The 24,713-nt window shown below is 61.9% G+C and carries 17 protein-coding genes; 2 read left to right on the top strand and 15 right to left on the bottom strand.

From position 1 onward, the window contains the following. Position 1: 1 nt before the first annotated feature. The gene (locus OKW43_RS09290; protein ID WP_429446730.1) at positions 2-2,266 is read right to left on the bottom strand and encodes a CHAT domain-containing protein; all 2,265 of its coding nucleotides are present in this window, start codon (positions 2,264-2,266) and stop codon (positions 2-4) included. 277 nt (positions 2,267-2,543) lie between these two features. Between OKW43_RS09290 and OKW43_RS09285 the strand changes: the two genes are divergently transcribed. After that, on the top strand, positions 2,544-4,538 hold the full coding sequence (locus OKW43_RS09285) for a protein kinase domain-containing protein (protein WP_429446728.1): 1,995 nt from the start codon (positions 2,544-2,546) through the stop codon (positions 4,536-4,538). Positions 4,539-4,679: 141 nt separating this feature from the next. Next, positions 4,680-5,273, top strand: coding sequence for a ParB-like protein (locus OKW43_RS09280; protein ID WP_187637235.1), 594 nt, complete (start codon positions 4,680-4,682; stop codon positions 5,271-5,273). A 13-nt stretch (positions 5,274-5,286) separates the two neighbouring features. On the opposite strand, the gene tssJ is transcribed toward OKW43_RS09280, so the two are convergent. The 14 genes from tssJ to tssC form a co-directional block, all read right to left on the bottom strand. Next, complete coding sequence (gene tssJ / locus OKW43_RS09275) at positions 5,287-5,808, bottom strand: type VI secretion system lipoprotein TssJ (protein WP_429446726.1); 522 nt, start codon at positions 5,806-5,808, stop codon at positions 5,287-5,289. Positions 5,809-5,831: 23 nt separating this feature from the next. Continuing rightward, a complete protein-coding gene (gene tssG, locus OKW43_RS09270) occupies positions 5,832-6,983 on the bottom strand; it encodes a type VI secretion system baseplate subunit TssG (RefSeq protein WP_429446724.1) in 1,152 nt (383 codons plus the stop codon). Further along, the gene (tssF, locus tag OKW43_RS09265) at positions 6,980-8,794 is read right to left on the bottom strand and encodes a type VI secretion system baseplate subunit TssF (protein WP_429446722.1); all 1,815 of its coding nucleotides are present in this window, start codon (positions 8,792-8,794) and stop codon (positions 6,980-6,982) included. Before tssF ends, tssG begins: the two co-directional genes overlap by 4 nt. Before the next feature lie 15 nt (positions 8,795-8,809). Next, a complete protein-coding gene (gene tssA / locus OKW43_RS09260; RefSeq protein WP_429446720.1) occupies positions 8,810-10,396 on the bottom strand; it encodes a type VI secretion system protein TssA in 1,587 nt (528 codons plus the stop codon). Continuing rightward, a complete protein-coding gene (locus OKW43_RS09255) occupies positions 10,397-14,026 on the bottom strand; it encodes an ImcF-related family protein (RefSeq protein ID WP_429446718.1) in 3,630 nt (1,209 codons plus the stop codon). It abuts the gene before it with no gap. Next, on the bottom strand, positions 14,023-15,261 hold the full coding sequence (locus tag OKW43_RS09250; RefSeq protein WP_429446716.1) for a hypothetical protein: 1,239 nt from the start codon (positions 15,259-15,261) through the stop codon (positions 14,023-14,025). Before OKW43_RS09250 ends, OKW43_RS09255 begins: the two co-directional genes overlap by 4 nt. A gap of 3 nt (positions 15,262-15,264) precedes the next feature. After that, positions 15,265-15,522, bottom strand: coding sequence for a PAAR domain-containing protein (locus OKW43_RS09245; RefSeq protein ID WP_429446714.1), 258 nt, complete (start codon positions 15,520-15,522; stop codon positions 15,265-15,267). Between the two features lie 22 nt (positions 15,523-15,544). Further along, positions 15,545-16,576, bottom strand: a complete 1,032-nt coding sequence (locus OKW43_RS09240) for a hypothetical protein (RefSeq protein WP_429446712.1) — start codon at positions 16,574-16,576, stop codon at positions 15,545-15,547. After that, complete coding sequence (locus tag OKW43_RS09235; RefSeq protein ID WP_429446710.1) at positions 16,570-16,776, bottom strand: hypothetical protein; 207 nt, start codon at positions 16,774-16,776, stop codon at positions 16,570-16,572. Before OKW43_RS09235 ends, OKW43_RS09240 begins: the two co-directional genes overlap by 7 nt. A 133-nt stretch (positions 16,777-16,909) precedes the next feature. Then, positions 16,910-17,560 (bottom strand): hypothetical protein, encoded by a 651-nt coding sequence (locus OKW43_RS09230; RefSeq protein ID WP_429446708.1) that lies wholly within the window; start codon positions 17,558-17,560, stop codon positions 16,910-16,912. Further along, positions 17,557-18,231 (bottom strand): hypothetical protein, encoded by a 675-nt coding sequence (locus OKW43_RS09225; protein ID WP_429446706.1) that lies wholly within the window; start codon positions 18,229-18,231, stop codon positions 17,557-17,559. The genes OKW43_RS09230 and OKW43_RS09225 overlap by 4 nt, the downstream gene beginning before the upstream one ends. Before the next feature lie 3 nt (positions 18,232-18,234). Then, positions 18,235-20,652, bottom strand: coding sequence for a glycoside hydrolase family 108 protein (locus OKW43_RS09220; protein WP_429446704.1), 2,418 nt, complete (start codon positions 20,650-20,652; stop codon positions 18,235-18,237). Between the two features lie 19 nt (positions 20,653-20,671). Beyond that, the gene (locus tag OKW43_RS09215) at positions 20,672-23,011 is read right to left on the bottom strand and encodes a type VI secretion system Vgr family protein (RefSeq protein WP_429446702.1); all 2,340 of its coding nucleotides are present in this window, start codon (positions 23,009-23,011) and stop codon (positions 20,672-20,674) included. 99 nt (positions 23,012-23,110) lie between these two features. After that, positions 23,111-24,667 carry a type VI secretion system contractile sheath large subunit gene (tssC, locus tag OKW43_RS09210; RefSeq protein ID WP_429446700.1) on the bottom strand — a complete coding sequence of 519 codons (1,557 nt, stop codon included), beginning with the start codon at positions 24,665-24,667 and terminating at the stop codon, positions 23,111-23,113. Positions 24,668-24,713 lie beyond the last annotated feature (46 nt).

Here is a 24,713-nt window from a genome sequence, read left to right as displayed (position 1 = left end):
TTTATTCCTGTTGCTGACGCGCGATGGTCAAACGCCAGCCACCCATCAGATCGAATGGCGCCCAGAAGAACGGATGCGCGAAACGCGGCGTGTGCAGCACCGCCAGTTGCGCGGTGCGCATCGCGTCGATCGCGTCATGGCCTTGCGCGAGCTGCGCGTAGAAGGTGCGCATCGTCAGCGCGCTCGATTCATCCGCGACCGGCCACATCGACACGATCAGGCTGGTGGCGCCGGCATAGAAGAACGCCCGCGTGAAGCCGAGAATTTCGTCGCCGCGCGCGATCCGGCCAAGCCCGGTTTCACAGGCCGACAGCGTGACGAGCGAGACGTTGTTGAGCTTGAGGTTGTAGATGTCTTTCGCCAGCAGCGAGTCCGGGCCGTCGGCCGGCTGCGTCGCGGGCGCGAGCAGGATGCTCGAATGCAACGGATCGATCGTGTCGGCCTGGGCGTGCGTCGCCACGTGCAACACGCGTCCGGCGGGCGCGTTGTCGCGAAAGCTCAGACGCGTGGCATCGCTATGCAGAAACACCTCGTTGCGCGCGAACAGCGGCGCGATGCCTTGCACTTCCGCCTCGGCGCCCGGCAGCGCATAGGCGGGCGTGATGCTCGGATTGCCGAACGCGACCAGATCGCTCGCGATCTTCTGCTGGCGTTGCGCGAGTTGTATCGCGACACTCGCCGATGGTTCGAGCGCAATCGCATGGCGTTCGATCAGAAAGCCGTCGGCATCGTGCAGTGCCTGAAACGGCAGGTAGTGCAGCGCGCCGTGCGACACGATGATCAGCCGCTCGTTCGCGCGCAAGCCGAGCGGCGCGATCAGCAACGCGTCGAGCTTGTCGCCGTAGGTCAGCGCGGCCGCTCGCCGGCGCACGATCGCGTTGCGCAGGTCGGTCACGGCGGCGTCCATGTCCGCGCGCGCAATCGGCAACGTGTGGCCGGTGAGACCGTCGTTGCGCACCACCCAGACGATCAGCTCGCTGGGCAGGCTGTGAAACTCGACGATCGCTTCGTTGGGCCGGAGCGCGCTGCGCGTCGCGGCAAGGCTCGGCACCTGCCCGTTCAATTGACGGTCGTCGACGCCGGCGTCGACGCGGTTGCGCACCACGTCGAGCAGCGCACGCGCACGGCTGCGTTCGGACAGCTGCCAGGCGCTCTCGTAGTCGCCGGTTTCGACCGTCAGCTTGATCGCTTCTTCGAATACCGTTTGCGTGTCGCCGAACAGCGCCGTCTTGAACTCGTCGCTGCGAAAGCGCGCGCGGATTTTCTCGGACTCGTCGATCGCCAGCAGGTAAGCTTCGCGCGCATGCGGCTTGTCACCGAGTGCGAGGTCGGCGCGGCCGATTCCTTCGTGAGCCCATAGGCGGTCATAGTTGGCGTCGCTGGAATTGCCGCTTTCGCTCAACAACGTTTCGAACGCGCGTCGGGCGTCCGCGGGCTTGCCTTCGGCCAGCAGCAGATTGCCCTCGATGCGCTGGTAGGCGGGCGCAAGCTCCGCGGTGGCCGGTGCGCCGAGTGCATCGAAGCTTTGGCGCGCGCCACCCGTATCGCCGTTGGCGAGTTGCGCGTTGACGACCGACATCAGCACCAGCGGCTTGTAACGCGGCGAGGCGGTCGTGAGCGCATCTTCGTAGGCGGCCAGCGCCTGTTGCGGTTTGCCCCGGCGCAACGCGACATCGCCGAGCACCTTGTTGGCCGGTGCGTAGACCTGCTCGGGCGCCTTGGGCGTCGACGCCAGGGCTTCGCGGGCGTAGCGTTCGGCGTTGTCGAGGTCGCCTGCATAGCTGTACGCGATTGCGAGGTCGCGTTTGGACAGGGCCGCCAGATCCGCGTTGCTGGTCTGCCCGGCCACCACCAGCGCGCGCGCCGCGGCATCGACGCTGTCGCGGAAGTCGCCGCGCTCGGCGGCCGCGACGGCCATGCTGCAATAGTCGTAGGCGGGAAGTTTGACGCGGTCGCGCGACAGCAGCAGACGTCCTTCGGACGTCAACGTGTTGATCGTTTCGGCGTCGCGTTCGCGTTCTTCGGCCTGACGGAAGCCGAACGACTCGGGGGCAAGTGCCGGCGCGCTGGCGGGCCGCGCCGCGGCAGCGGACGCGCCGGCGGCCAGCACACCATCCGCTCCGCCCAACAACATCGAGCCAATGACGAGCGCGCCTGTGATCCACGCGGTATCGATGCGCCGTGGCCATGCAAGGACAGCGCGCCGCGAATGGCGTTGCACGACGCTGTGTGCCATCCCGCTCGATAAGCCTTGGCGCTCGTTCACTTTGACTTCCTGCAATCAGGCAAAAGGAAGCGGCTGCGACGGAATGCGCACAACCCGCAAGCTGCACGCAGCGGTTGACTAACACCGTATAGACGAATCCGGCCTACCGATTTTGAAACCCGGCGGATGAACGAGAGACCACCGCTCAGGCGCGCACGCCCGCCTGTTTTCAAAAATTGGCCCGCCTGATCGTCTTAAAGACGGACGCGCGTGCGCGTGAGGGTGGCGCTCGCGTGTGCCGGGCTCTGCCGTCGTACCATCCAGGGAGCCAAAGCCGATGAGCAGCCCCGACGACAAAACCGTGATCGTGCAGCGACCGTCCGGACCGGACGGCCAGCAAAACCCCGCCGAAGCGGCGCACGCCGATCGTACCGTCGTCACCCGCCCCGCCGCGCAGGGTTCGAACGCGCAACATGCGCTCCCCGCCGGCACACGACTCGGCGAGTTCGAGATCGTCGATCTGATTGGCGAAGGCGGCTTCGGCATCGTCTATCTCGCCTACGACACCCAGCTAGGACGTCACGTCGCGCTGAAGGAATACATTCCCGCTGCGCTGGCTTCGCGCGTCGGCGCGGCCGAAGTGTCGGTCCGCTCGGAACGTCATGAAGATACCTTTCGCGCCGGCCTGAAAAGCTTCATCAACGAAGCGCGGCTGCTCGCCCGCTTCGATCATCATTCGCTCGTCAAGGTGTACCGGTTCTGGGAGGCCAACGGTACGGCGTATATGGTGATGCCATATTACGAGGGCATCACGCTGCGCGACGGCTTGCGCCACATGAGCGCCCCCCCCGATGAAGCATGGCTGCGCGCGCTGCTCACGCCGCTGCTCGAAGCGTTGGCGGTGTTGCATGCGGCACAGTGCTACCACCGCGACATCGCGCCGGACAACATCCTGCTGCTCAAGGGCAGCGGCCGCCCCGTGCTGCTGGACTTCGGCGCGGCGCGGCGCGTGATCGGCGACATGACCCAGGCGTTGACGGTGATTCTGAAGCCCGGTTATGCGCCAATCGAACAATATGCCGAAGAGGCGGCCTTGAAACAGGGGCCGTGGACCGATGTGTACGCACTCGCAGCGGTCGTCTATTTCGCGATTCAGGGCAAGACACCGCCGCCGTCGGTCGGCAGACTGATGAGCGACACGTATGTGCCGCTCGCCACGGCGGCGGCCGGCCGCTATAGCGAGCGGTTCCTGCGTGCGATCGACCATGCGCTCGCGGTGCGCCCCGAGCAGCGCCCGCAAAACGTTCAGGCGCTGGCGAACGAACTGGGCATTGCCATCGATGCGCCCCATGACGCGGGACAGGCGGGCGAACAGATGCCCCGCGCTTGCGTCGAGACGGCGGTTACCAGTGCGCCGCGAACGGCTTCGGCGATGGCGTCAGCGATGCCAGCGGCAGTCGAGGCGAAGCGCAATCCGCCTGAGTCAGCGGCCGTTCCGGCCGGACCCGGCAGTCAACGGAAACGCACAGGCATGATCGCAGCAGGTGCCGTTTGCGTGGTGGCGCTCGCGGCGCTCGGCACGTGGCTGGCCATGCGCGCGCCACCGGCCGCGAGTCCGACTGTCACGGCAGGCACGGACGCCCGCAGCGCGGCGTCGCCGAAGCCGGCCGACACGGCTGCGCCGACGCCTGGTCATGCCGCTCAAAGCCCTGCCGCCGTTGCGCCCGTTGCCCCGGTTGCTCCCGCCCCGCCTGCCACGGCTGCAACGCCCTCCACGCCTACCACCTCAGCCGACACCCTCGCCGCCTACACGCCCGCCAGCGAACTCGAGCGAATCGTGACGCTGGCCGATCCGTCGATCCAAGTCACCGCCACACCGCGCAGCATGACCGCGACGATCGGCAAGGATCATCTGCAGTTCAAACTCGACAGCAACCGCGCAGGCTACGTCTACGTGTTCATGGTCGATCCGGACGGTCAATACCTGATGCTGTTTCCGAATGGACTCGATCGCAACAACCGGATCGCCGCCGGCCAGACGCTGTCGTTGCCGCGTGCCAGCTGGCCGATGCTGGCGGGCAACCCGCCTGGCCCCAACCACTTCCTGACGCTGATATCGACGACGCCACGCGATTTTTCCGACGGTGGACTGAAGGCCGCCGCGCCGTTCCAGTCATTCCCTGCTGATGCCCAGCAGCAAGCGGCCGCGCGTCGCGGCCCGCGCTATTCGCCGTTCGCGGGCAAGCCGCGTTGCCCGCCAGGCACAGCGAATTGCGCCGGCGACTTCGGCGCCGCCACATTTACCATCGATGCCGTCAAGCCGCCTGGCTAGCGCGGCTGTGTGTGGACGATGCGCGGGAGACGTCTGACGGAGGATGGGCGCCGGTTGCGTTCGCCGGTTGGCGATGTCCAGTTCACGCGGGGCATGAAATTTGCGGAAGCCGCGTGATCGCATCCAGACAAGGAGACCGACATGGACACGCGGCAAATCGAAAAACTCCGTCCCACGCAATTGAGCCACGGCGCGCGGGAGGTCCGCGAAAAGGCCCGCCAATACAGGTCAATGAGCGGCCATGAGCTGGAGATGGCCATCGCCGAAAAGCCGATACCGGTCGTCTGCGGACCCGGCGGCATACCGTTCGCGATCGATCATCACCATGTGGCGGCAGCGCTGTGGCAGGTTGGCGTCCGCTCGGTTCCGGTCGTGCTGGTGCGGGATCTTTCGTCGTACACGTGGGCGTCGTTCTGGCTCAGCATGGAAAACGAACGCTGGACGTATCCATACGACTTTCAAGGCATGCGCCGGCCGTTCTCCGACTTGGCGGAGCACATATGGGAAATAAAAGACGACGAATACCGAAGCCTCGCGGCAGCGGTCCGCGATGCCGGCGGCTACGAAAAAACCAATGTCCCGCTGGAAGAATTCCGCTGGACCGAGTTCTTTCGCGCGACGTTACCGCGACCCGATAGCGACGAAAAGTTCACCGCGTTGCTCAAAGAGGCCTTGAAGCTGGCAAAGAGCGACTCGGCATTGGGACTGCCAGGCTATCTCGGTCGCACGGATTGAGTCGGCGGCCCCTTCAATCATGGGCCACACTGTCCGCCGTCACGAGAAACTGATCCAACAACGAGATCTTCAACGGCTTGTCCGCATCGAGCTTGTTCTTCCCGATCACTTGCTTCCAGCCATCTCCGCTACCGGGATTGCGATAGAACGCGACGACCGCCACATATTTGGTATCGGCCCACATCGGCTGCGACAGGCTCGCCGACGCGCCCGGATTCAGCACTGATGCCATGCTCGCCTGCAAATCCTGCGCGAGCACCGTGCGGTCGTTTTTCAGCAGATCGTCGTACGACGCGCCGTCGAACATCTTGCGGTCCTTAAGCTGATACACGCGCACCGCAACCGATGTCGCGCGGCCCGCGTCGTCGGGGTTCAGCGCTTCGCGCGCCGACAGGTCGACGTCGAGCACCTTGACCTGCTTGAAGAACACAGAGTGGTACGCGCTCGACGACGCGTCCGACACGGATTGCCATGCGCCGCATGCCGACAGCAGCGCGACGGACACAACGGCGGAAACAGTAAAACGAAGGTTCATGAATGGTCCTTTCGGCGCGTCGTTCATTGCGCGCGATGAGTCAGGTACGGATTGGCCGCGGGCTGCGGAAACGCTTGATAGACCCCGAGCGCGACGTTGATCAGGCGTTCGTTCACGGCAGGCAGCACGGTCGTCCAGCCGAGACGCGGCGCGGGTCCGGCCGATCCGGCAGCGACCGGCCCAGGCGCGTTGATCGCCGGCAACGGCGCGAGGCGCGACGACATGGCCATACGCAGATGCACGTCGGCCTTCAGCCCGACATATAGCTGCACGAACGCCATCAACTCGCGATGCAGCCGCGCACCCGGCAACAGATCGTGCGCCTGGGCGGCATCGGACGGCCGCAACGTCACGCGCACCGCGCGACTGCGATACGCAAGCCGCTTGCCGAGCACATAGCCGCCGCCGAGGCCGCGGCGCGCGCCGTCGCTCGCCGCGCCAACACGAGCGGCCGACGACATCAGCGGCTGCGGCTCGCCGGCACGCGCGAGCGCGGGATAGAACTCATCGACGCGCACGTCCGCGCCGGGCACCGCGAGCGCGATCACGCCCGCGAGCCCTTCAGGCGTGCGCGTGCGCTGGATCAGCAGACCGAGCAGTGCGAGCATCCGCGAATCGGGCAAACCGGCGGGCTGCGGCTTGTCGCCCCAGCCAAAGCCGGCAAGGCACAACAGATTGCGCGAATGCGCGTCGCTGCCGCCCGCGCGAAAGCTCTCCGGATAGCGGTACTTCTTCCACGCCCGATACAGCAGCGTGACGAAACGATGGTTGAACTGATCGAGAAAAGCCTCGACCACTTCGTGCCCTTCCTCGCGCAGCACGATCTCGTCGATCAGGTGCGACGGCATCGCCGCGTCGACGCCGTAAAGACCCATGAACGTCGTGCGCACGGTCGGCGCCGCGGCATTGACCAGGGACTCCAGATCATCATCGAATTCGACTGCGGCGATCTCGCCCGCCGGAAAGCCGGTGCGCGCGCGCGGCCGGAAGCGCACCGGTTCATGCCCCGGTGTATCGCGCGTGCCGAAGCCTGGCTGCCGCGGCACCCGCAACTCGAGCAGTCGGCACAACTGCATGAAGTTCATCCGCGGCGCGCGCACCAGCAGCGCCGCGACCAGCGGCTCCAGATTCGGCGGGTCGTTGCGCGCTTCGAAAGCGTTAGCGTGCGCGCTCATAGCGCAGCCCGTTGCGCCTTGCTGCGCGGCCAGACCGTGCGGGTCTGCGACGGCAGGCTGACGATCGACAGCTTCGTGAACAGATTGATCTCCGCGTACAACGCGAAAAAGCGTTGCAGCAACTCGCCGAACAGCATCACGTCACCGTCGCCCGCGAACGCGTGCGAATCGAGTGTCACCTCGATGTGCACGCCACGCTCAACCGAGCCGCCCGACACCTCCTCGAGCAATTCCTGCGACACCCACAGAATGCCCGCGAGGCGCCGGCGGTTCAGTTCGTCGCGGGTCCAGTCGTAGAGCGCGAGCGCGCCGCGCAGCACTTCCGCGCTCATCATCGACAGGAAGTTCGGTGCGAGATGCGACAGCACGCGCCACTGGAAGCGGTCGCCGGTCGGCGGATAGAGCGGCAGGGTCGGCGCGACGAGATTCTTCACGCCGATGACGTTCGGCGTGCTCGTCGCCAGTTCGGCGATGCTGGCTTCGCGCAGCCCCTTGCGCGGCAGCATGCCGTTCGTGCCGGTTACGCGCAGCGACAGGCTTTCCTCGGGCAGTGTGTCCATGGTTTCCCACGCATGGCCGCCGAGAACAACCCACGTCTCGTGCAGGCCTGATACGCCGGGGCGTACGCGTGCATGGAAATACCGCTCCGGCGCTTCGTGGCGCAGCATGCCGCCGCGATGCCGGAACGTCGCGAACGGCACGTATTCGTATCGTTCGGCGGTGTCGTGGTCGAACGCCTCGATTGCATCGACGGAATAGGTCTCGACGTGCTCGCCTTGATGGCCGGCCGGCAACACGCGGTATTCCGTCTCGTGATGGTCGATCGCGATCGGCTCGGCATCGAGTTCGAACAGGTTGATGACCGGCGTGCAGAAGAGTCGCAGGTTTTCCGCGCTGAAACGCTGATCGGACGGATACGCGTGCTTCAGCACGATCTCGAGTTCGAAGCGGGTCGACGTCTCCGGCAGCTTCGTGATGTCGAGCCTGCACAGGTCGACGAAGAGGAATTTCTCGCGAAACGTGAAGTATTCGAGCAGCAACTGATACCCGGAAAACGCCGCGTCGGCCTTCGGCCACAATCTCTCGTCGGCCGAGAAGCCAGCGGGCTCGATCGCCACGTTGGCGAGCGGCAGTGCTTCGCCGTCGCGCACTTCCGGAACGCGCCAGAGGATCGTGTCGACCTCGCGCGTGAGCGCCAGATGCATCGCGAATGCGGTCGGCAGATCGGCACTCAGATACAACCGCAGCCGCGACAGATCGGTTTCCTTGCGACGCGCGGACTGATCGAGCTCGAAGCCGAGCCGGATGATCGAGCGGCCGTCCTGGCGCACGGCCGGGCCCGCGTGCGTGATCGACAGCGGCTGCAGCGTGACCGGTTGCGTGGTCCGGTACAAACACTGCACGGTCTTGGGCGTCGCGCTCTCGGCACCCGCCGCGTTCGGCACCGCGATCGGCGCGGAGCGTACTGGCACGCCGGCCGGCACGAGCTCGGTTCGCTGCAGCTTCTCCGCGAGCGGCAACAGTTCGACGATCGACAGCGACGGAATCATCCGCAGATAGTGCGGCCACAGCAGACTCACGAGGCCTTCGGTCAGCTCCGGCAATTCGTCGTCGAGCTTTTGCTGCAGACGTCCGGTCAGAAACGCGAAACCTTCGTGCAGCCGCTCGACGTAGGGATCTCGATCGCCGACCCGATCGAGGTTGAGCATGCGCGCGCGGTCGGGATGCGCCTTCGCGAATTCCTTGCCGGACTCGCGCAGATAGCGCATTTCGGCTTCGTAGTAGCGCAGGATGGGGTCGTTGTTTTCCATGCTTGGATAGGGTTATCAGAGGGTCAGCGCGCGTGCCGGGTCCAGCACGGTCAGTTCCGCCTGCAGTTCGCCGACGCGGCGAGCCAGCGCGGATTTATCGGCATCCTTACGATTGCTCAGCGCCTTCAGCGCGCGCAGCAGTTGCTGCTTGACCTCGAAGACGAGCGCGGGCTCCCAGCGGGTGAGCGGCAGCGAGCGAGCGCTCGCGTCAAGTTCGGCGAGTAGCGCGAGCGCCGTGTCCGCGCGACCTGCGTGATCGGCGAGGCGCGCCATCACCAGACGTTGCAGGTAGCGATGACGATCGGTGCGCAGACCCGGCAACGTTTCGAGCCATGTGAACGCAGCCTCGATACCGTGCTGCCCCGCGAGGTCGCGCGCCTGCGCTTCGATCTCGGGCCAGTCGCCGGTCGCCTCATCGTCGTTGCCGGCCGATACCGGCAGCGGCGCGATGCTGTCGCCCGCGTCGAGATTGCGCACGACCGCGTGACGCGCGATCCATTCGAGTGTCGCGTCGTCGGCGAACGGCGTGCCGTCGTTGAACGCGAGACGTTCGATACCGGGCAAGCGTTCGAGGAACAGCGCGAAATCCGCGCGCAACTGTTCGCGCCATCCGCCATAGGGAGCGCCGACGTGATCAAGTGCGACGTGCTGGAAATACTGCAGATCGAACCACAGGTGATTGACACCCTCCATGAACGCGCCCTCGACGCGTTCGAGCAGCTCATGCCACTGCTTTTGCAGCACGAGCCGCTTCATCTGCTGACGCAGCTCGCCACGCGGCGGCATCAGGCGGGTGCGCGACGCCGCATCGGCGGGCGGCACTTCGTGAAGCGTGTCCCAGCGAACGGTGCGCACCAGCCGCACCGACGATAGATAGCCGCTCTCCTGATCGCGAAGCCACAGCGCCATCGAGCGGGTCTGATCGAGCAGATCACGCGTCGAAGCGATCGATACGTTTGAACTACTGCTAAAGACCGCGCTGGCCGACGCGGATGACGTTGCCGTATCGGGCTCATTACCGGGCACCGACGCGTCGTTCCGCTCGAAGCGCGCGATGAGCGCGCCGAGATTCGGCCGCGCCGCGTCGGCCCACGCGGCCGTGCCCGTGACGAGCAGATCGAGCGCGGCAATCGCGCGTTCAAGATCGGCCGGCGCGAACTCGCCGCGACTATCGAGCAGCTCGATGATGCGCGCGGTGGCTAGCATGTCGAGCGCGCCCTTCTTCGCTTCGGCACGCGCAGGCAGCACGTTCTCGCCGAAACGCTCGACAAGCGATGCCGCGAGTTCGAGACCATCCGCGAAGCCGACGGGGCCGTCCATGCGCAGACGTGCGAACGCGTAGTAACCGGCCAGACGCAGATCCTTGCCGGTCTCCTTCAGCAACTGCTCGCACGAGCGGACGATCAGACCGTCGTCGATACCGGAGAGCTTCTGCGTTTCGTCGCGCAACTCGAAGAACAGGTCTTCGTAGCCCGGGTCGCGACCGCAGCCCTGTTCGCCCGGCAGCGGTTGCAGCCATGCGCTCCACGCATCGACACGCGCGCGCACGCGTTGTTCGTCGTCACGCGACGGGAACAGCGTCTTCAACAAACTCGACAGCATTTATTCGACCTCCGGCAGCGAACCTTTGGGCAGCGACACCGCGGCACGGTTCGCCGCGGCAAGCGCCGCCGGCGGCAACGGCGGAGGATTGGCCTCGGATAGCTTCGGTGTGCCTTTTGCCGCGCCAGTCACGAAGATGCGCGCGGGCAGCTTGAAATGACGCAGCGCGAGCACTTCGAGCGGCCCTGAGCCCGCCTCACCGCGCAGCTGCACGCGCAGCGCAATGCCCTCGCTCTGATCGGGCTGCAACGACAACAGGTAACGCGCGCCGTCCTGCTGCGACACCTGCGCGCGTTCGAGCAGCCGGATCAGGCCGAAGCGGCCCTGGGCGTCGAGCGCAGAACGCAGGCCGCCGTGCTCGGTCTGCCATTCGATATGCGACAGGTTTTCGAGCGAGTCGCCGGGCCACAGGAAAGGCGTCCACTCCTCCTTCTGATTGAAGTAATGCAGTTCGCGGCCCGACAGCACGAAGCGCATGTCGGTGACGCCGGGCGTCGGCACCGCGCGCAACTCGTAGCGCACGTGCGCGTCGCCCGATGGAAACAGCACCGTCGATGCGCGCGTCATTCTGTTTAGTCCGTCGAGGAACGCGGGATCGAGCGTCAACGCGCCGTGGCTTGCGCCCTGCGCGGCGACCCAGCGATCGCCCTGACGCTCGACCACACCCGCCAGTTGCGTGATCACGAACTGCGCGATTACGCCGTTGTCGGGCCGCATGAAGCGCGCCATTTCGGGCAGCGACGCATCGTTGTCGGAATCCGCGAACGGATAGCGGCCGCCGAATGTCCTGTTCCAGTCCGCGATGATCGCGGTGCGCCAGATTTCGTTGAGGCTCGATGCGGCTGGCTGCACCACGACCTGCCAGGTCTGGTCGAACGGCGCCCGGAACAGTTCACCGAACCCGGACCACTGCTCGCCCAGGCTCGCGGCCAGGCGGCTCGCGTAGTCGCGGCTTTCGCCCATGTCGGACGTTTTGCCTTGCAGGACCGACTGTGCGGCGAGGCGCGCCATCGCGTCCGGATCGGCGCCGGAAACGATCTGCGAGGCCTTCAGCCGCATGGCCGTGACCCGCTCGAGGTATCGCGCGAGACTCAGATCCCCGGTCGAGGCGAACTGCGCGGCCGCCTTGCTGTTCGCTGGCGCACCGGACACCAGGTCACTGCCCGTCAGGCGCAGGATCGGGCCGAAAGCTGTGGCAAGCGGCGCGAACTGCGGCTGGGTCTGCTTCGACGGGTCCTTCTCATCGCCACCGACGAGTTGTTGCGCCTTGCTGATCAGATTGTCGGCGAGCGACTGCGCGTTCGCGCCCGCGCCTGCCTGGTAGACAACCGCGTTCATCAGCGCGACAAGCGGCGAGCGTTGTGGGTCACCCAGCAGCGTCAACTGGTCAGCCGTAGCCGACAGTGTCGGCGCACTCTGCCAGCGCAGGCTGTTGAGAAACAGCGCCCATGCACGCGCGTAATCGTCGAAGTAGCGCTGGCGAAGCTGGGCCTTGAGCGTCGACGGCGCAGTCTGGGTCGCCTTGACGTCGGACCCCCCGAGGGGACTTCCTTCGGGGCGTCCCCCAAGGGGACTTCCTTCGGGGCGCAGCACCCAGTCGCCGGCGACGTTCTGCTGCTCGCTGGCGTCGTCGATTGCTTTCGAGATGCGCTCGTCCCACGCGGCACGCGCGAACACGCCCGGCACGGTCGCCGTCGTGTAGAAGAGACCCCGGCTGGTCGTGTCGCCAAGCAGCGTCGCGAGCGAGACGGGCGGATATTTGGCCTTCGCGTCGTCGAGGATCTGCTGGTAGACCGCGTCAGTGGAGTTCTGGATGCCGCGCACGCTGATGACTGTCTGGCGCGTCGAGGCAACGAGCCCGGGATCTGGCGACACGGCGGGCAGCCTGCGCCGGCCCAGGTGGTCCGCAAAGAAGGCGATCGTGTGCTGGCGCAGGTCTTCCCAGGTGCCAGACGACAGGGGCGAGTTCGCGGGACGGGCGGGCGCGGCAGTCGCGACCAGTTGCGGGGTCAGGAAGGCGGCGACCCCGCGTTCGGGCCTCGCGAGCATCAGGTAAGCCTTCAGTGTGTCGTAGGCGGCCTGCACCTGCGCATTGCCACCACTGGCGATCTCGGCATCCGACAGGGAGGCAAGCTGGCGCAGACGCTCCTCGAGTTTCTGGCGGATCGGGGCAACGAGGATGCGACTCGCGGCACTGACGTAGCCCGGCCACAGCGCATCGAGCAGTGCGCCGTCACGGTTCAGGCCGAACCGCGCTTGCCACGGCGCACCATCGCGCTGATGGATTTCCAGCGTATCGATCTGCCGGTCGAGCCCATCGAGGGTTGGCAAGGCCTGCGTGCGATCCTGGACGGTGGATAGCTGCGCGACGGTATCGGCCGCGTTCCGGATCGTGGTGCGGTTGACGAAGCCCGACAGCATCGTGCCTCCGATCCAGCAGCCAACCAGACCCGTCGTGATCCATGCGGCTGTCGTCGACAGCGTGAAGCCGACACGGCGGCCGGGGATCTTGCGGCTGTGCCCGGCGACGGTCTGCCAGACGCCCCGAAGAAAGTCCCCTTGGGGGATCGTTCGATGTTGCGGGCCGATCGGCGGCTCGTCGTCTTTCGCGTCGTCGGGCGCCGGCGGCGCCAGCTCCCGTTCCTTGAACAGCGGTGCGAAAAGAAGGCCATGGACCGCATGCCGCCAGACACGCGAATGGGCGGTTTGCAGCACCAGACCCGACAGCGCACTCCGAAGGCTGGAGATATGCTGCGACAGCTCGGCGGGATAACGGTCGTCTGCATCCTTCGTCATCCGCACGACGCCGGCATCCGCCAGGTTGTAGGTGAGGTCTTGCAGCGACGCGTCGATTTCGTCCGCGGTTACGCGCACGTTGGACCACGTGAAGCCGATTACCTCGTCGGGACTCGATGTTTCGCTGCCGAAATCGGTGACATCGAGCAGATACGCGGGCGCGGCCCAGCGCAGCGCGCGGGAATGGCGTGCGAGCCGCTGGGCGAGTTCATCGGTGCCGAATGGCGCGGTGGCCAAACCGCGGTTTCGTGTCACCGCCACAATCGCGTCGACCGGGCGACGGCGGCGAAGGCGACGGATCTGGTCGAGCCATTCGGTCTCGAGCGTATCGCGGGTTTGCCGGGCGTACAGCAGGACCGTGTCACCGGTGATCAGATAGCCCGCGTCGACGAGTCCCGGCGCCAGGCGCTTCACCAGCGGTACGTCGCCGGCAACGAGCACCCATCGTTCGCGATAGCGCCAGCGCCAACCGTGGCGACCACGCAGGGCATTGCGAAGCGCAGTTGCCCGGTCGGCTTGTCCCGGCGGTTGGTCTTGATCCTCGTGGTCAACAGAGGCCGCACGCCTTCCGGCATCGTATCGAGCAAACCAGCAGAAAGCTCTCAACGACGCGATCCAAAGCAGCACCGCTTCGAAGTACTTGACCAGCAGAATTACCACCAGCAAGACCGAAACCAGGGAAAGCTCGATGATGATCCGCGTATCGCGGGACCATCCGTGACGAGGACCCACCACCCATACCGCGATAGCAAGCGCAAGGAAGACGATAGCGGCCGCGATGCCAATGAAAAGGCCGGCCGGTCGAGTCTTGTATTCATTCTTGTTGTCGTTCATATCTGCTTTCTGCACATGAGGGCGATCAGTTCTTTACCTTCGCCACATAGCACCATTTGTGGGTCGCCCGTTGTCCGGACACTTTCTGCGGCAAGTGCGGCGGCCAACCAGGACCCCGCTCCCGAACAGTCACCCACGGACGTCTCGAGCGCGTTCCATTGCGTCTCGTCCGCCAACGAGGCGGCTTGCCGAACCGCACTCACACTGTCACCGGTCAAGCCATGCGCCCACACCGTGCGCAGACGGTCGCGCGAGGATTGCCCCCAACGGGCGGCCAGCTCGAGCGTCGGGGCGGCAGCATCAAGCGTGGCTTTCGCAGGACGATGCAGCAGCACCCTACTGGAATTGGCCGGTGACACAAGACGCGGGTGCCCAACGAGCAGAGCGACGCCCGCCTCCGCAACCCCGTCGGACAGGACCGCACTGATTGCATCGCGAAGCTCAATAGCGACCAGCAGATGAGCCATGTTGATGTCGCGATTGTCAAGCCACGCGTCCGTCCGGAAGAAGGAGGCCGAATGTTCGCCCGACGCCATGCCCAACTTCAACGCAGGCACCCGTTCAGCAATCAATCCCCGTATGCGGATTTCGACTGCCTCCGATTTCAGCCTGGATTGATGATAAAGCTCGACCTGGAGCTTCGTTCGCGGTGGAAGAACCCTGAGCTGCGGCACGAGGCGGTCGATCAATCGTTCGAGCAGCCATGAACATACGGCATGATGGCGGGCATGTTCGGTGAGTTCGTTACCCGGCTGCAAACGCACATCGGGGATGTCGAGCCATCGCGCATTGACCTCCGTATCCGCGATCGCGGCGCTCGGTCGCAGTTTCGTCAGCTCAGCCCGCGTCAGTACGCCTTCGAGCGAGTTTTCCGAATCGTCCGTGGCGAAACACCAGGCATGGCCCAGTATCGCCAGCGGTCTGCTCGCTAGTGCATGGCACGCTTGCTCTGCTTCATCGCTGACGCGGTTCGTCGCAATCGCTTGATTGCGACGAACGTAACCGTATCCAAGCCACGCGAACAGTAAAAATGCCCAGGCGAGAAAGGGATAACCAGCGACACAGAACCAGAACCACAGCGTGTTGGCTAGGCTGCTCGTTGGCCAGAGCATGAGCGTCAGCGCTGCGCCCGCTGCCATGACGAGCGCCAGCAGGACCGTCCAGACGATCATCGAGACCCGAGGTGGGGGCGGCACGTCCACCCGCGGCGGCACGCGATTGAAATCGACAGGCATTGCTTACCGGACCTGCGCTCCGCCGGACGAGGCAATGAGTACCGCCCCACACTGCGTGTGATCGCCGTCGCGCGATAGCGGCGTGGTGCCATCCTTCATCCTGTCGCTGCCTTCGACGATTTGGTTGTCGCCGTGGATCGGACATGAGACCTTGTCGCCGATACGTGCCACTCGGCGTCCCTTTACCTTGATGCGATCCGAGCCGGTCAGGATCTTGCCGCCGTGGCTCGTTGCGTCGCCTTCGTATGCGAGGTTTTTCATTTGGCGTTTTCTCTCTTGTTCATTATCTTCCGTAAACTACGAATGGTCCCTTTGGTGGAACTCCAACCCAAACTCCTTGGATTCCATTTCTAATTGGATTTAGCATAAATGCTCCACTAGAGATTCGGTCGGCACCCATCTCCAAGAGGTAGTAAATTTCGCCCGCCACATTTCCTCTTAATGAAATCTCCCGATTTTTCGAGGCATAGCTATAATTGCATTTTAGGCATTTTCCAGTCTTTCCAATGGCATAGTTAATGCCAAGACTGGCGCCGATCCTAGCAGTGCCGACATCGGTATCAGACACGTTTGATCCGATCGCATAACACGAAAAGTCACCCTTAAACAACACTGCGTCATTTTTCATATTTGCCACCAAAAAGAACTCAGAGCTACCTTCCAATGGAATCAGTTCATACCCTGTGGTCGAGACGAGTAGTCTATTCTTTTGGTCAAGCGCGTTAATCTTCTGTTTGCTTGTCTCCGACGCCCCTTCAGGGGTACATCTAGCAATCCTGTACGAGCCAACCTCAATACCCACAGCGCTCGAGCAGGATCCGGGCGGCAAGCTCTTTAGCCAATTTTGGTTCGCGGCATAAAGATTCAGGTTGGCGGCATTAATGGAGGCAGAGACATCAAATTGATGCAGTTCTTGCCTTTGACAAATTGCACCAACCGATCGGGTGTCTTCGACGGCGCCATAGAGATTCTTGTACAAACATTCGACATACAAATTTCCGCCAACAAACTCTATTGGCGCGAGAATTTGGTATTTGTTTCGCGACCCATCCGATTCTATTTTTAGCGCAATTCCAGCTCCAATGATGACAGGCACTAAACTGGATGATAGCGATGACTCATTCACAATAAGGTTATCGTACGTGCCAAGTAGCCTGTCATCTCGGTAGAAAGAAACAGAATTGGCGTGCTTAGTCGAAGTTATCCACGCCTCGTATATGTGACCGTCCCGCGCAGAAACGAACTTCAAAATTTCAGCGCAGGCATCTATTGGCAGAGCAACGACGATAAACATGCATACTTTAAATTTCAACATTTCACAGCCTCAAGTATCGACTTGAATCGATCTGCAAAAGAAGCAATTGTGTCGACTTGATCAAGGCCATTAATAATCCTTCTAGCGTTGAAGTAATCCTGCCCATCAGCACTGACATAATCCGACAGTTTCTTGCCGGTGAATATACCCATTTCCATCCCGTATACGGTCGCCCACGCAACGATTTCAGGTTCGAGCATGCGATCAGGTGCATGAACGAGATCGATCCCGATCTTCTCCCCGATCGCCCGATAGTTATTTTTCCAGGTTATCTGAACGTACCTTGCGGGTGCCGCGCTGACTCATGCGTGGACATTGTCATCCATCAATGTTTTATGGTTCCGGATGCCACCTGCGGACAGTATCCAAAAGATGGCTCAGACGTGCTTTGTCTCGGTTCAGTACCGCATGCACTGCATGGTCGGTATCGCCAATTTTGAAAGGACCGTTGTTGGTCCCGATAGTGAGGCGACCACCCTGAAGTGTCAGATAGATGGGATCATAGCAATAGGGATTTTCGGAATTGTTCGTCGATTTCTTATCGAGCAACACGAAATTGCTCGCCTTGACCCTTAAAATCTCGGCAGCACTACAAAGACCTCGCGACTGGAATTTGTCCTCAATTTTCATATTAGGCCCCGCTTCAAGAATGCTCTTTTTAAAGAATCGACCGAAGTACAATTTTCCAAAAAATCCAGTTTTTACATCAATGATCCACACTACGTTTTCTTCCGACGTGCTTCTGCTTCTACATTGAACCAGATACCGCTCGCCCCTTTTGGTCCAGAGTACTGAAAAATCAGGCGAATCGCACAGCTTTTCCCATTGCGAACCCGAAGCATTCAAATTGACCACGCATTCATTTTGCTCGTCACAATTGCCCAAGAGTTGAACGGAGCCAGCCGTGTCTTTGGCATACGCAATGGCTGACCATGTCACCATTAATACGAACAAAGTTTGTTTATATGCCGCACACATCTTCATTTCGCACAAAAATCTATATCGCCGCAACCGATCCACTTCTTAATTGTCTTTCCATCTTTTTTTAAGAATTCTATCTGCCAAAATCTCAGGTCTGCCGAGACATCAATCAGCTTTACATAATCACCCTTTATCAAATATGTCTTATGGCGACCTAAATGCGAAGGCTCATCATATAAGTAGGCTCTATCTGTGACGACCAGTTTGCCTCCGGTATGACTATGTGCTTCAGACGTAATTTTTCCTAAGACAGCGTGGTTCGGACCGAAAAAATATCCACCTTGAGGTTGAGTAACCACGTTCCATACAATCGAGCCATCGTCATTGACTACGAGCTCGGCAACGCCATTTCTCGCTTCAAAAAATGTGTTGAAATTTACGATAGCGCGCTTCGGATTATTCTTCGTCACGCGACCAGTTATATTAATGTCACCATCCGGACTGCAGTCAATTTTATCGCCATATTCAGTGGCAAAACAATACGATCCCTTTAATGTGCCTGCGTCATCTTCAGTCAGGGACAGATCTATAACCGAATATGGTTTCTCCGAGGCGCCGATTTTCTCAATTTTTTCCCATTTCCCATTAAAAAAAGAAGGCTCGGCAGAGAACGCGGCACCAGAAATAAAGACGACCAGACAAAATAATGCTTTAAAGAATTTTGCTCCGCTCATCATTCAAATCCTCACATTGAGGCAATCATCAACACGATTAAGCCATCCCTTCAAGAAAACTATCTGAGAAGGGTTTCTCACCGTGATATCCGTATAGTATTGCCGTCGAAGTTCTGCGATTTCGTTAAGCAACGCACCTTGATCGTTGATCTTATTTATCGCATCCACAGTACCCTCACCCATGGCGCCATCGGCTTTGATGCCAGCGCCGTGCTTATTATTAAGCATGTTCTGTATCCGTTTGGCAGCACCCCCGGACGTAATCGTCCAGTCGTAAACCATCAGAGCTACGCGCATATCGGCGAATTTGCAAAACCCTTTTGGTTCCCAATATCGTTTTAGATAAATTTTTTCTGCCTGACCGTTTGCCAGATTCTTTAAATTTTCTAGAGTTGGCTCGACACCGAGATCCTCTTTCGCGTAAGACTGCCACGTATTCCATGCGATACCATGATTGGTTGCACCTCCTTTATCGCTTGGGCTATTCACATAACCGCCTTCGTGCCGAAGAATAATGGCCGATATCAACTTAAATCTCGCTGCGCAATCACAATTTCTAGCGAAATTCGCCACCAATCCAACCGGATGAATATGAAAAACCTCCGGCCCGGGGAAACCCGGGACTGCTGCCTTCACTTCATCCCACCACGCGAGCTTCCCGATCCGCTTCTGCTCTTCCCCGTGCTGCGGCCTGGGCCCCGTCTGCTTCTCCAACTCGGCAATCAGCTGCTTCCATTTTGCCGGGTTCGCCCACTCGCTCTCGTGCCTGACGATCAGCCTCGACGCCGCCTTCATCAGCCACGGATACCCGCCACGCTCGGTCTGTGACAGCGTGCATAGTTCATCAGCTGCCTGCTTCCCATCGCCTTTCCTGAACAGGGTGTCATACACCTTGAGCATCAACGGACTGAGGTTCGAACGCGAAGCGGGGTCGGCAACATTGGCGCCGCTCGCATAATCCACCCACTTCCGGGTGGTCGCAAAAATCGTATGCGCCGGATCATGGGCATCCGTCAGGCACTCGAAGTCGATCCACTTCTGCGCGAATTCCGGCGTCACCCGGCCGCCCGGGTGATTGAAGTCGCACACCCAGCCGTCGATTGGTTGACCCAGTGCATTCACGCCGTCGACATGCCACCAGCTCACCGGCCAACCCGGATCGGGATGCGGATCCGGCTCGGGGACCCGTCGATTCGAATCGCGCGCCAGTTCGGCGAGCGAGTACACCTGAACGGTGTCCGTCTTTCTCGACTGCGGGTCAGCGCCAGGGACAAACCTGTTGTCCTCAGTACGTTGACACAGCACCGTGCCCGGTGCGATCCGCAGGATCGTCGGCCCGGATGGCAGGCCCACTGCCGCCCAGTCCTCCTTGTGCGGACCGTGCTGGTTCACCCATGCGCGGCCCTGTTCGAGGAACGGCTGGATGCAGTCGTCGCAGAACACCTCGATGTGCGCCATCCGCGTTCCCGACGTGCCCTGGTTCAGCGAGTCATAGCGGCCGAGGTGACCAATCAGGTCGCCTGCCTTGATCTGGATACCGCCTCCGTTCTGATTCGCGGTCACAACCACATGGTCGAACATCGAGTCCGGGATGACCTCCTCGACCACCGGGCCGCCGTTTTCCTGGCCCAGACAAATCCAGCCGCCGATGGCACGGGACGGCTCGACGTATCCGCCGGCTTCCGGTGGATACAGCGATGCTCCGTCCAGCGCCGTCACCTGGCCCCAGCCTCCCTCCTTCTTGCCGATGCTGACACTCGCCCCCTGCGGCAGAATGCCGATGATTTCGCCGTGCGGATGGCTTTTGCGAACCCGCAACCCCTGCTGCGACGGATCGGCCACCTGCCCGTTGCGGCCCGGCGAGGGCTTGTCCTGCGCGTGCGGGGTGACCTTCCATTGCCGTGGCCAGTACGACGGCTTGTCACGCTTCGGGAAGCTCGCATAGTCCTCCCAGGACATCAGGTGCATGTACAGGCTGTAGAACGTCAGCTTCGTGCCCTGCGGGAACTCCATCGTGTGCCGCACCAGCGCGAAGCCCGTGCTATACGGCGCCTGAACCGGTGTCCCGCCACCGGCCGCAGCAATCTCGCTAAGCGGATAGGTCTTATTGGCGCGAAACGCAATCAGCACGCCATCGGCGATGCAGCGCAGTCCCGCGTCGAGATCCAGCGACTGCCCGGCGCCCGCCTCCGTGACGTGGATGCCACCGTGCCACATCCCCTTGCGACTCACGAGATACGCGCCTGATGGCTCGCGTTCGGCCAGCAGGCGGTAGATCTCGTGCTCACCGGTGAATTGCGCGGAAGCCCCGGACTTGCCCCGTCCCTTTCGCAGGAACGGAAAGGCGAACGGCAACGGCTTCAGCCCGGCCGGGGCCGGCGTGGGCGCTTGCGGATTCTTCGGTGCAGGGTGACTCGTCATGGCTGTGCTTAGGCTGTGTTTACTCAGAAAATCCGAAGTTCGTTGCGTCCTTCACGTCGTTGGGCGACGCCCTGGACCAGGTGGGAAATTTGAAACTGCTACCGTCCGCGCCGTCGACTTTCAGGTTGCCCTTGAGCTCGATTTCTCCGGCCGGACTGCCGAGAATGATCTTGCCGCCCGAGAGCTTGATGTAGGCACCGGACCCGTCGCCGATCGTGACGCCCTTGCGGCCAGTGATGATGACTTCGCCATCCGATGAACTGGCTGTCATGTTCTGCATGGACATCAGTTCCATCGTGTCGGATTGCGCCTGCACCTGGACCTTGCCCTTCGCGGCGAAGATCCGGATTCCAAGCCGCGCCGCAAAAAACGAAATCGCCTCGCCAGCGGCGACCGCGATACGCTTCATGACGCCGATGTCGAGACCGTCGCCTGCGGTAACGAACATCTGGTTGCGGGCCGCAAATTGCATCTGTGCACCGCTCGCGAGGCCGACACCTTCCGGAGCTGTCGCCAAAATTACCGGCTTCTGCAGACCCTTGAGCTTTTGCTGGATCAGCAGGCGCTGTTGATCGATGTCAGCCTGCAGCGCCTTCGCAGCGTTCGCCGAGTCATTCAGCACACGCAGGACCTGTTCGGCCTGCTCGAGCGTCTTGTCGGCATCCTGCATGGCGAGTTGCTGGCCCGCGGCGCCCGGTTGTTCTTCGGCGGTGACGAGCACGCCCTTCGCGCCGCGAAAAGCCGCAGCCCCATCGGTTCGCAATTCGGCGCCGTGTCCGCGGTCCTGGCGATCGCCATCGACCATATGCCCCAGATTGAGCTCACTACTCTGAAACGGCGTGGCGAGATGGATATGCTCACCCCCTTCCTTATCCTCCATCCGCATCTCATTCCGAGCGGCGGTGCGAACGATATTGCGCGTATTGTTGAGGTTATTAACCAGATCCGGGTGCAAGCTGTCATGCGTCGCCCCGATGATCACAGGCCGATCCGGGTCCCCAGCCGTGAACACGATCGCCACTTCCGCCCCATCGATCAGCGGAAAGTGATGCCCATAGTCATCCCCGCTATACGGCTTCGCAAACCGCACCGGCCGGCTGGTCCCGCCCGGACTCCACTCATCGAGGTCAAACGGCAGCACGATCACATACCAGCCCTGCTCGGTCAGATACGCGTACTTATAATTCCCCGGCGACGTGACCCGCGCGGGCAAAATCCCATCGATAGCAGGCCGCGGGACCGACTCCATCGAAGTCCGCCACACACGATCCGACGGTATCCCCTCGAACGTCACCTGATACGCCTGATCCCGCGCGCCCTGCGACTTCACTGAAGTCACGAAAATCCCGTGCTTCGCATCGGCCGGATTCGGATCGATCGACATGACCTCGCCCGCTTCGAGCCAGAACGGATTGCCCGTGCCGACAAACGCAATCTGACTGGCCAGATGCGCCTCATGCCGCAACCGGGCAATACGCTGACCTTCGTCGGGCGTTTCGTAATGCTCGCCCCATTGGTAATCGACCGCGTTCGTGGTGCTGTCGTCGCGCGCGGTGTTCTCTTCCACGAGCAACGAAACTCCCGCCTGGCGATGGTTATAGTCGTGCAGGCGCACGGCCTCCGGCACGCGCTGCATCCTTTTCTCGAGCGCCGTGATTGCCTCCGCACCGGCACTCTCCATTCCTGCATTACGCCGGTAGGGCACCCTACGCTGCTTGCGCGCGTATGCATCGAGATCGTCGCCGAACACGATCACTGCGCGATCCTTCTTCTGCTCCCACCGGAACCACATTCCTTCCTGCGCGCAGAGCCTCTGGATAAACCTGAATGTCGTCTCGTGATACTGCGTGATGTACTCATGCCGCTTGTACTGTCCACGCAGCTGGAACACGAAGTCGACTCCGCTGCGATATCCGTAGTGCCGCAATGTATCGGTAATGATCTCCTCGACCGATTGCTTCTGAAACAGCCGGCTCGTCACGCCGCGATCGAGATCGGCGAGTTTCGGCTCCAACACGACCTTGTAGCGCGTTTGATCGGCCGATGTCTCGAACTCGTCGAACTTCGTCACGATGCCGTGAATCGTATGCGCGGGCGGTCTGGTGCTGAACTTTTCGGCGTTCTCGCCGAACATCTTGCGCAGATAACCGATATCGGGGTCGCCCGGCTCGATCGTGAACCGCCCCGGGCGCCCGAGCACCTGATCCATCGGAATTCCCGCTATCGGGCTTGTGAATTCGATCTCATAGCCATACAGCTCACTGATGCGATCTACGCCCGTGAACTTCAGGATCGAGAACGGCGCCGGGTGCGGCGCCAGCTTCAATTCATAAGCCTGCAACGGCAATACCATCAACATTGAATTCCTCTCGACTACGCCAATATCAGAGCGCTGCCGAGGCAACTGCTAACGGTTGCCCCGGCAGCTCGTGCGAAGACTCAATCAGAAAACACCTGATCAGCTCTTCGCCTTGGGCATTTGCGACACCAGCGACAGCCCGATGTCCATCCCCTCGACCTGGAAGTGCGGAATGATGAAGAGCTTGATGCGGAAGAAGCCCGGGTTGTCGTCGATGTCTTCGACGGTCACCTTCGCTTCACGCAGCGGGTGCGATGCCTGCAGCTCGTCGCCCGGATCTTTCATCTCGGTGACGAGACCCTTGATCCAGTTGTTGAGCTCGATCTCCAGCAGACGTCGATCCTTGGTCGTCCCGATGTTTTCGCGCTGAATCAGCTTCAGGTAGTGCGCGATACGCGACAGCAGGAAGATGTACGGCAGCCGCGCATTGATACGGCTATTGGCCGTCGCTTCCTTGGTCTCATACAGCGCCGGTTTCTGTGCAGAATTCGCCGAGAAGAAGCACGCGAAGTCGTGGTTCTTGTAGAACGACAGCGGAATGAAGCCGAGATTCGCGAACTCGAACTCGCGCGTTTCCGGAATCAGCACTTCGGTCGGGATCTTCGGCTGCGCGCCCGTGCCGAGGTCGTACAGGTGCACGGGCAGATCTTCGACCTTGCCGCCCGCCTGCGGGCCGCGGATCTGTACGCACCAGCCGTTGTTCACGAAGCTGCGCGTCATGTTGGCGGCGAACGCGAACGACGCGTTGGCCCACAGGTACCGGTCATGGTCCGGGCCCTTCACCGCTTCCTCGTAGTTGAACGCGCGCACCGGCGTCGTGTCCTTGCCATACGGCAGTCGGCCGAGCACGCGCGGCATCGTGAGACCCACGTAACGTGCGTCGTCCGTATCGCGGAAGCTTTTCCACTTGATGTACTCGGCGCGATCGAAGTAGTTGCCGATATCCTGGATCGCCGCGACTTCTTCCATCGACTTCTTGCCGAAGAATGCCGCGCCGACCGCACCGATGAACGGCATGTGCGCAGCCGCCGCGACCTTCGAGATGTTGCGCAGCAGTGCCACGTCCTGCGGCGAATTGGCGAACTCGAAGTCGCTGATCAATGCGCTGATCGGCTGGCCGCCCGGTGTGTCGTACTCCTCGATATACGTGAGGCGATACAGGCCGCTCTGGATCAGCTCCGGCGTGTCTTCGAAGTCGCGTTGCAGCGCATCCTTCGACACGTCCAGCACTTCGATACGCGCGTTCTTGCGAAAATCCGTGCGCGACACCACCATCTTCAAACCACGCCAGCGGCCCTCGAGCGCCTGAAACTCGGGCGTATGCAGCACCGCGTCGAGCTGGCGGCTGATCTGCCGATCGAGCTGGCCGATATGAAAATCGAGCAGCGACTTGTCAAGTCGCTCAACCGGCTGGCTCGATTGCGCGACCAGCTCGAGAAACGCGCCGATGCCACGCGCGATGCGCTCGTCGGCCGACGCCTCGGACAGCATGTCGTTATCGCGGAATGCCTCGAGCGGACGCGCCTCCGATACGGGCTTCAGGTTGATCTTGTTGCACAGCGACGCATAGACGCTGTCGCCGGCGAAGGACATGTCCTGCGCGGCGTCGAGCACAACGGTCTCGGTCGCGCCCTGACGGGATTCGTTCTGTTCCATTTGTCTTCCTGTCTGCGTTGTTGCAGCAATGTGTTTGCGCAAGGCG

The organism is Paraburkholderia sp. WC7.3g, assembly GCF_050436345.1.
GTDB classification, from domain to species: Bacteria; Pseudomonadota; Gammaproteobacteria; order Burkholderiales; family Burkholderiaceae; genus Paraburkholderia; species Paraburkholderia podalyriae.
The sequence above is the reverse complement of the archived record's forward strand: the minus strand, read 5'-3'. Positions and strand labels throughout refer to the sequence as shown.

Coding starts and splice junctions, on each gene's coding strand:
- tssF (WP_429446722.1), bottom strand. CDS start 8,794: ATGGAAAACAACGACCCCATCCTGCGCTACTACGAAGCCGAAATGCGC.
- tssJ (WP_429446726.1), bottom strand. CDS start 5,808: ATGAACCTTCGTTTTACTGTTTCCGCCGTTGTGTCCGTCGCGCTGCTG.
- OKW43_RS09245 (WP_429446714.1), bottom strand. CDS start 15,522: ATGAAAAACCTCGCATACGAAGGCGACGCAACGAGCCACGGCGGCAAG.
- OKW43_RS09225 (WP_429446706.1), bottom strand. CDS start 18,231: ATGAGCGGAGCAAAATTCTTTAAAGCATTATTTTGTCTGGTCGTCTTT.
- OKW43_RS09230 (WP_429446708.1), bottom strand. CDS start 17,560: ATGAAGATGTGTGCGGCATATAAACAAACTTTGTTCGTATTAATGGTG.
- OKW43_RS09285 (WP_429446728.1), top strand. CDS start 2,544: ATGAGCAGCCCCGACGACAAAACCGTGATCGTGCAGCGACCGTCCGGA.
- OKW43_RS09215 (WP_429446702.1), bottom strand. CDS start 23,011: ATGTTGATGGTATTGCCGTTGCAGGCTTATGAATTGAAGCTGGCGCCG.
- tssG (WP_429446724.1), bottom strand. CDS start 6,983: ATGAGCGCGCACGCTAACGCTTTCGAAGCGCGCAACGACCCGCCGAAT.
- OKW43_RS09220 (WP_429446704.1), bottom strand. CDS start 20,652: ATGACGAGTCACCCTGCACCGAAGAATCCGCAAGCGCCCACGCCGGCC.
- OKW43_RS09255 (WP_429446718.1), bottom strand. CDS start 14,026: ATGAACGACAACAAGAATGAATACAAGACTCGACCGGCCGGCCTTTTC.
- tssA (WP_429446720.1), bottom strand. CDS start 10,396: ATGCTGTCGAGTTTGTTGAAGACGCTGTTCCCGTCGCGTGACGACGAA.
- tssC (WP_429446700.1), bottom strand. CDS start 24,667: ATGGAACAGAACGAATCCCGTCAGGGCGCGACCGAGACCGTTGTGCTC.
- OKW43_RS09240 (WP_429446712.1), bottom strand. CDS start 16,576: ATGTTGAAATTTAAAGTATGCATGTTTATCGTCGTTGCTCTGCCAATA.
- OKW43_RS09280 (WP_187637235.1), top strand. CDS start 4,680: ATGGACACGCGGCAAATCGAAAAACTCCGTCCCACGCAATTGAGCCAC.
- OKW43_RS09235 (WP_429446710.1), bottom strand. CDS start 16,776: ATGCTCGAACCTGAAATCGTTGCGTGGGCGACCGTATACGGGATGGAA.
- OKW43_RS09250 (WP_429446716.1), bottom strand. CDS start 15,261: ATGCCTGTCGATTTCAATCGCGTGCCGCCGCGGGTGGACGTGCCGCCC.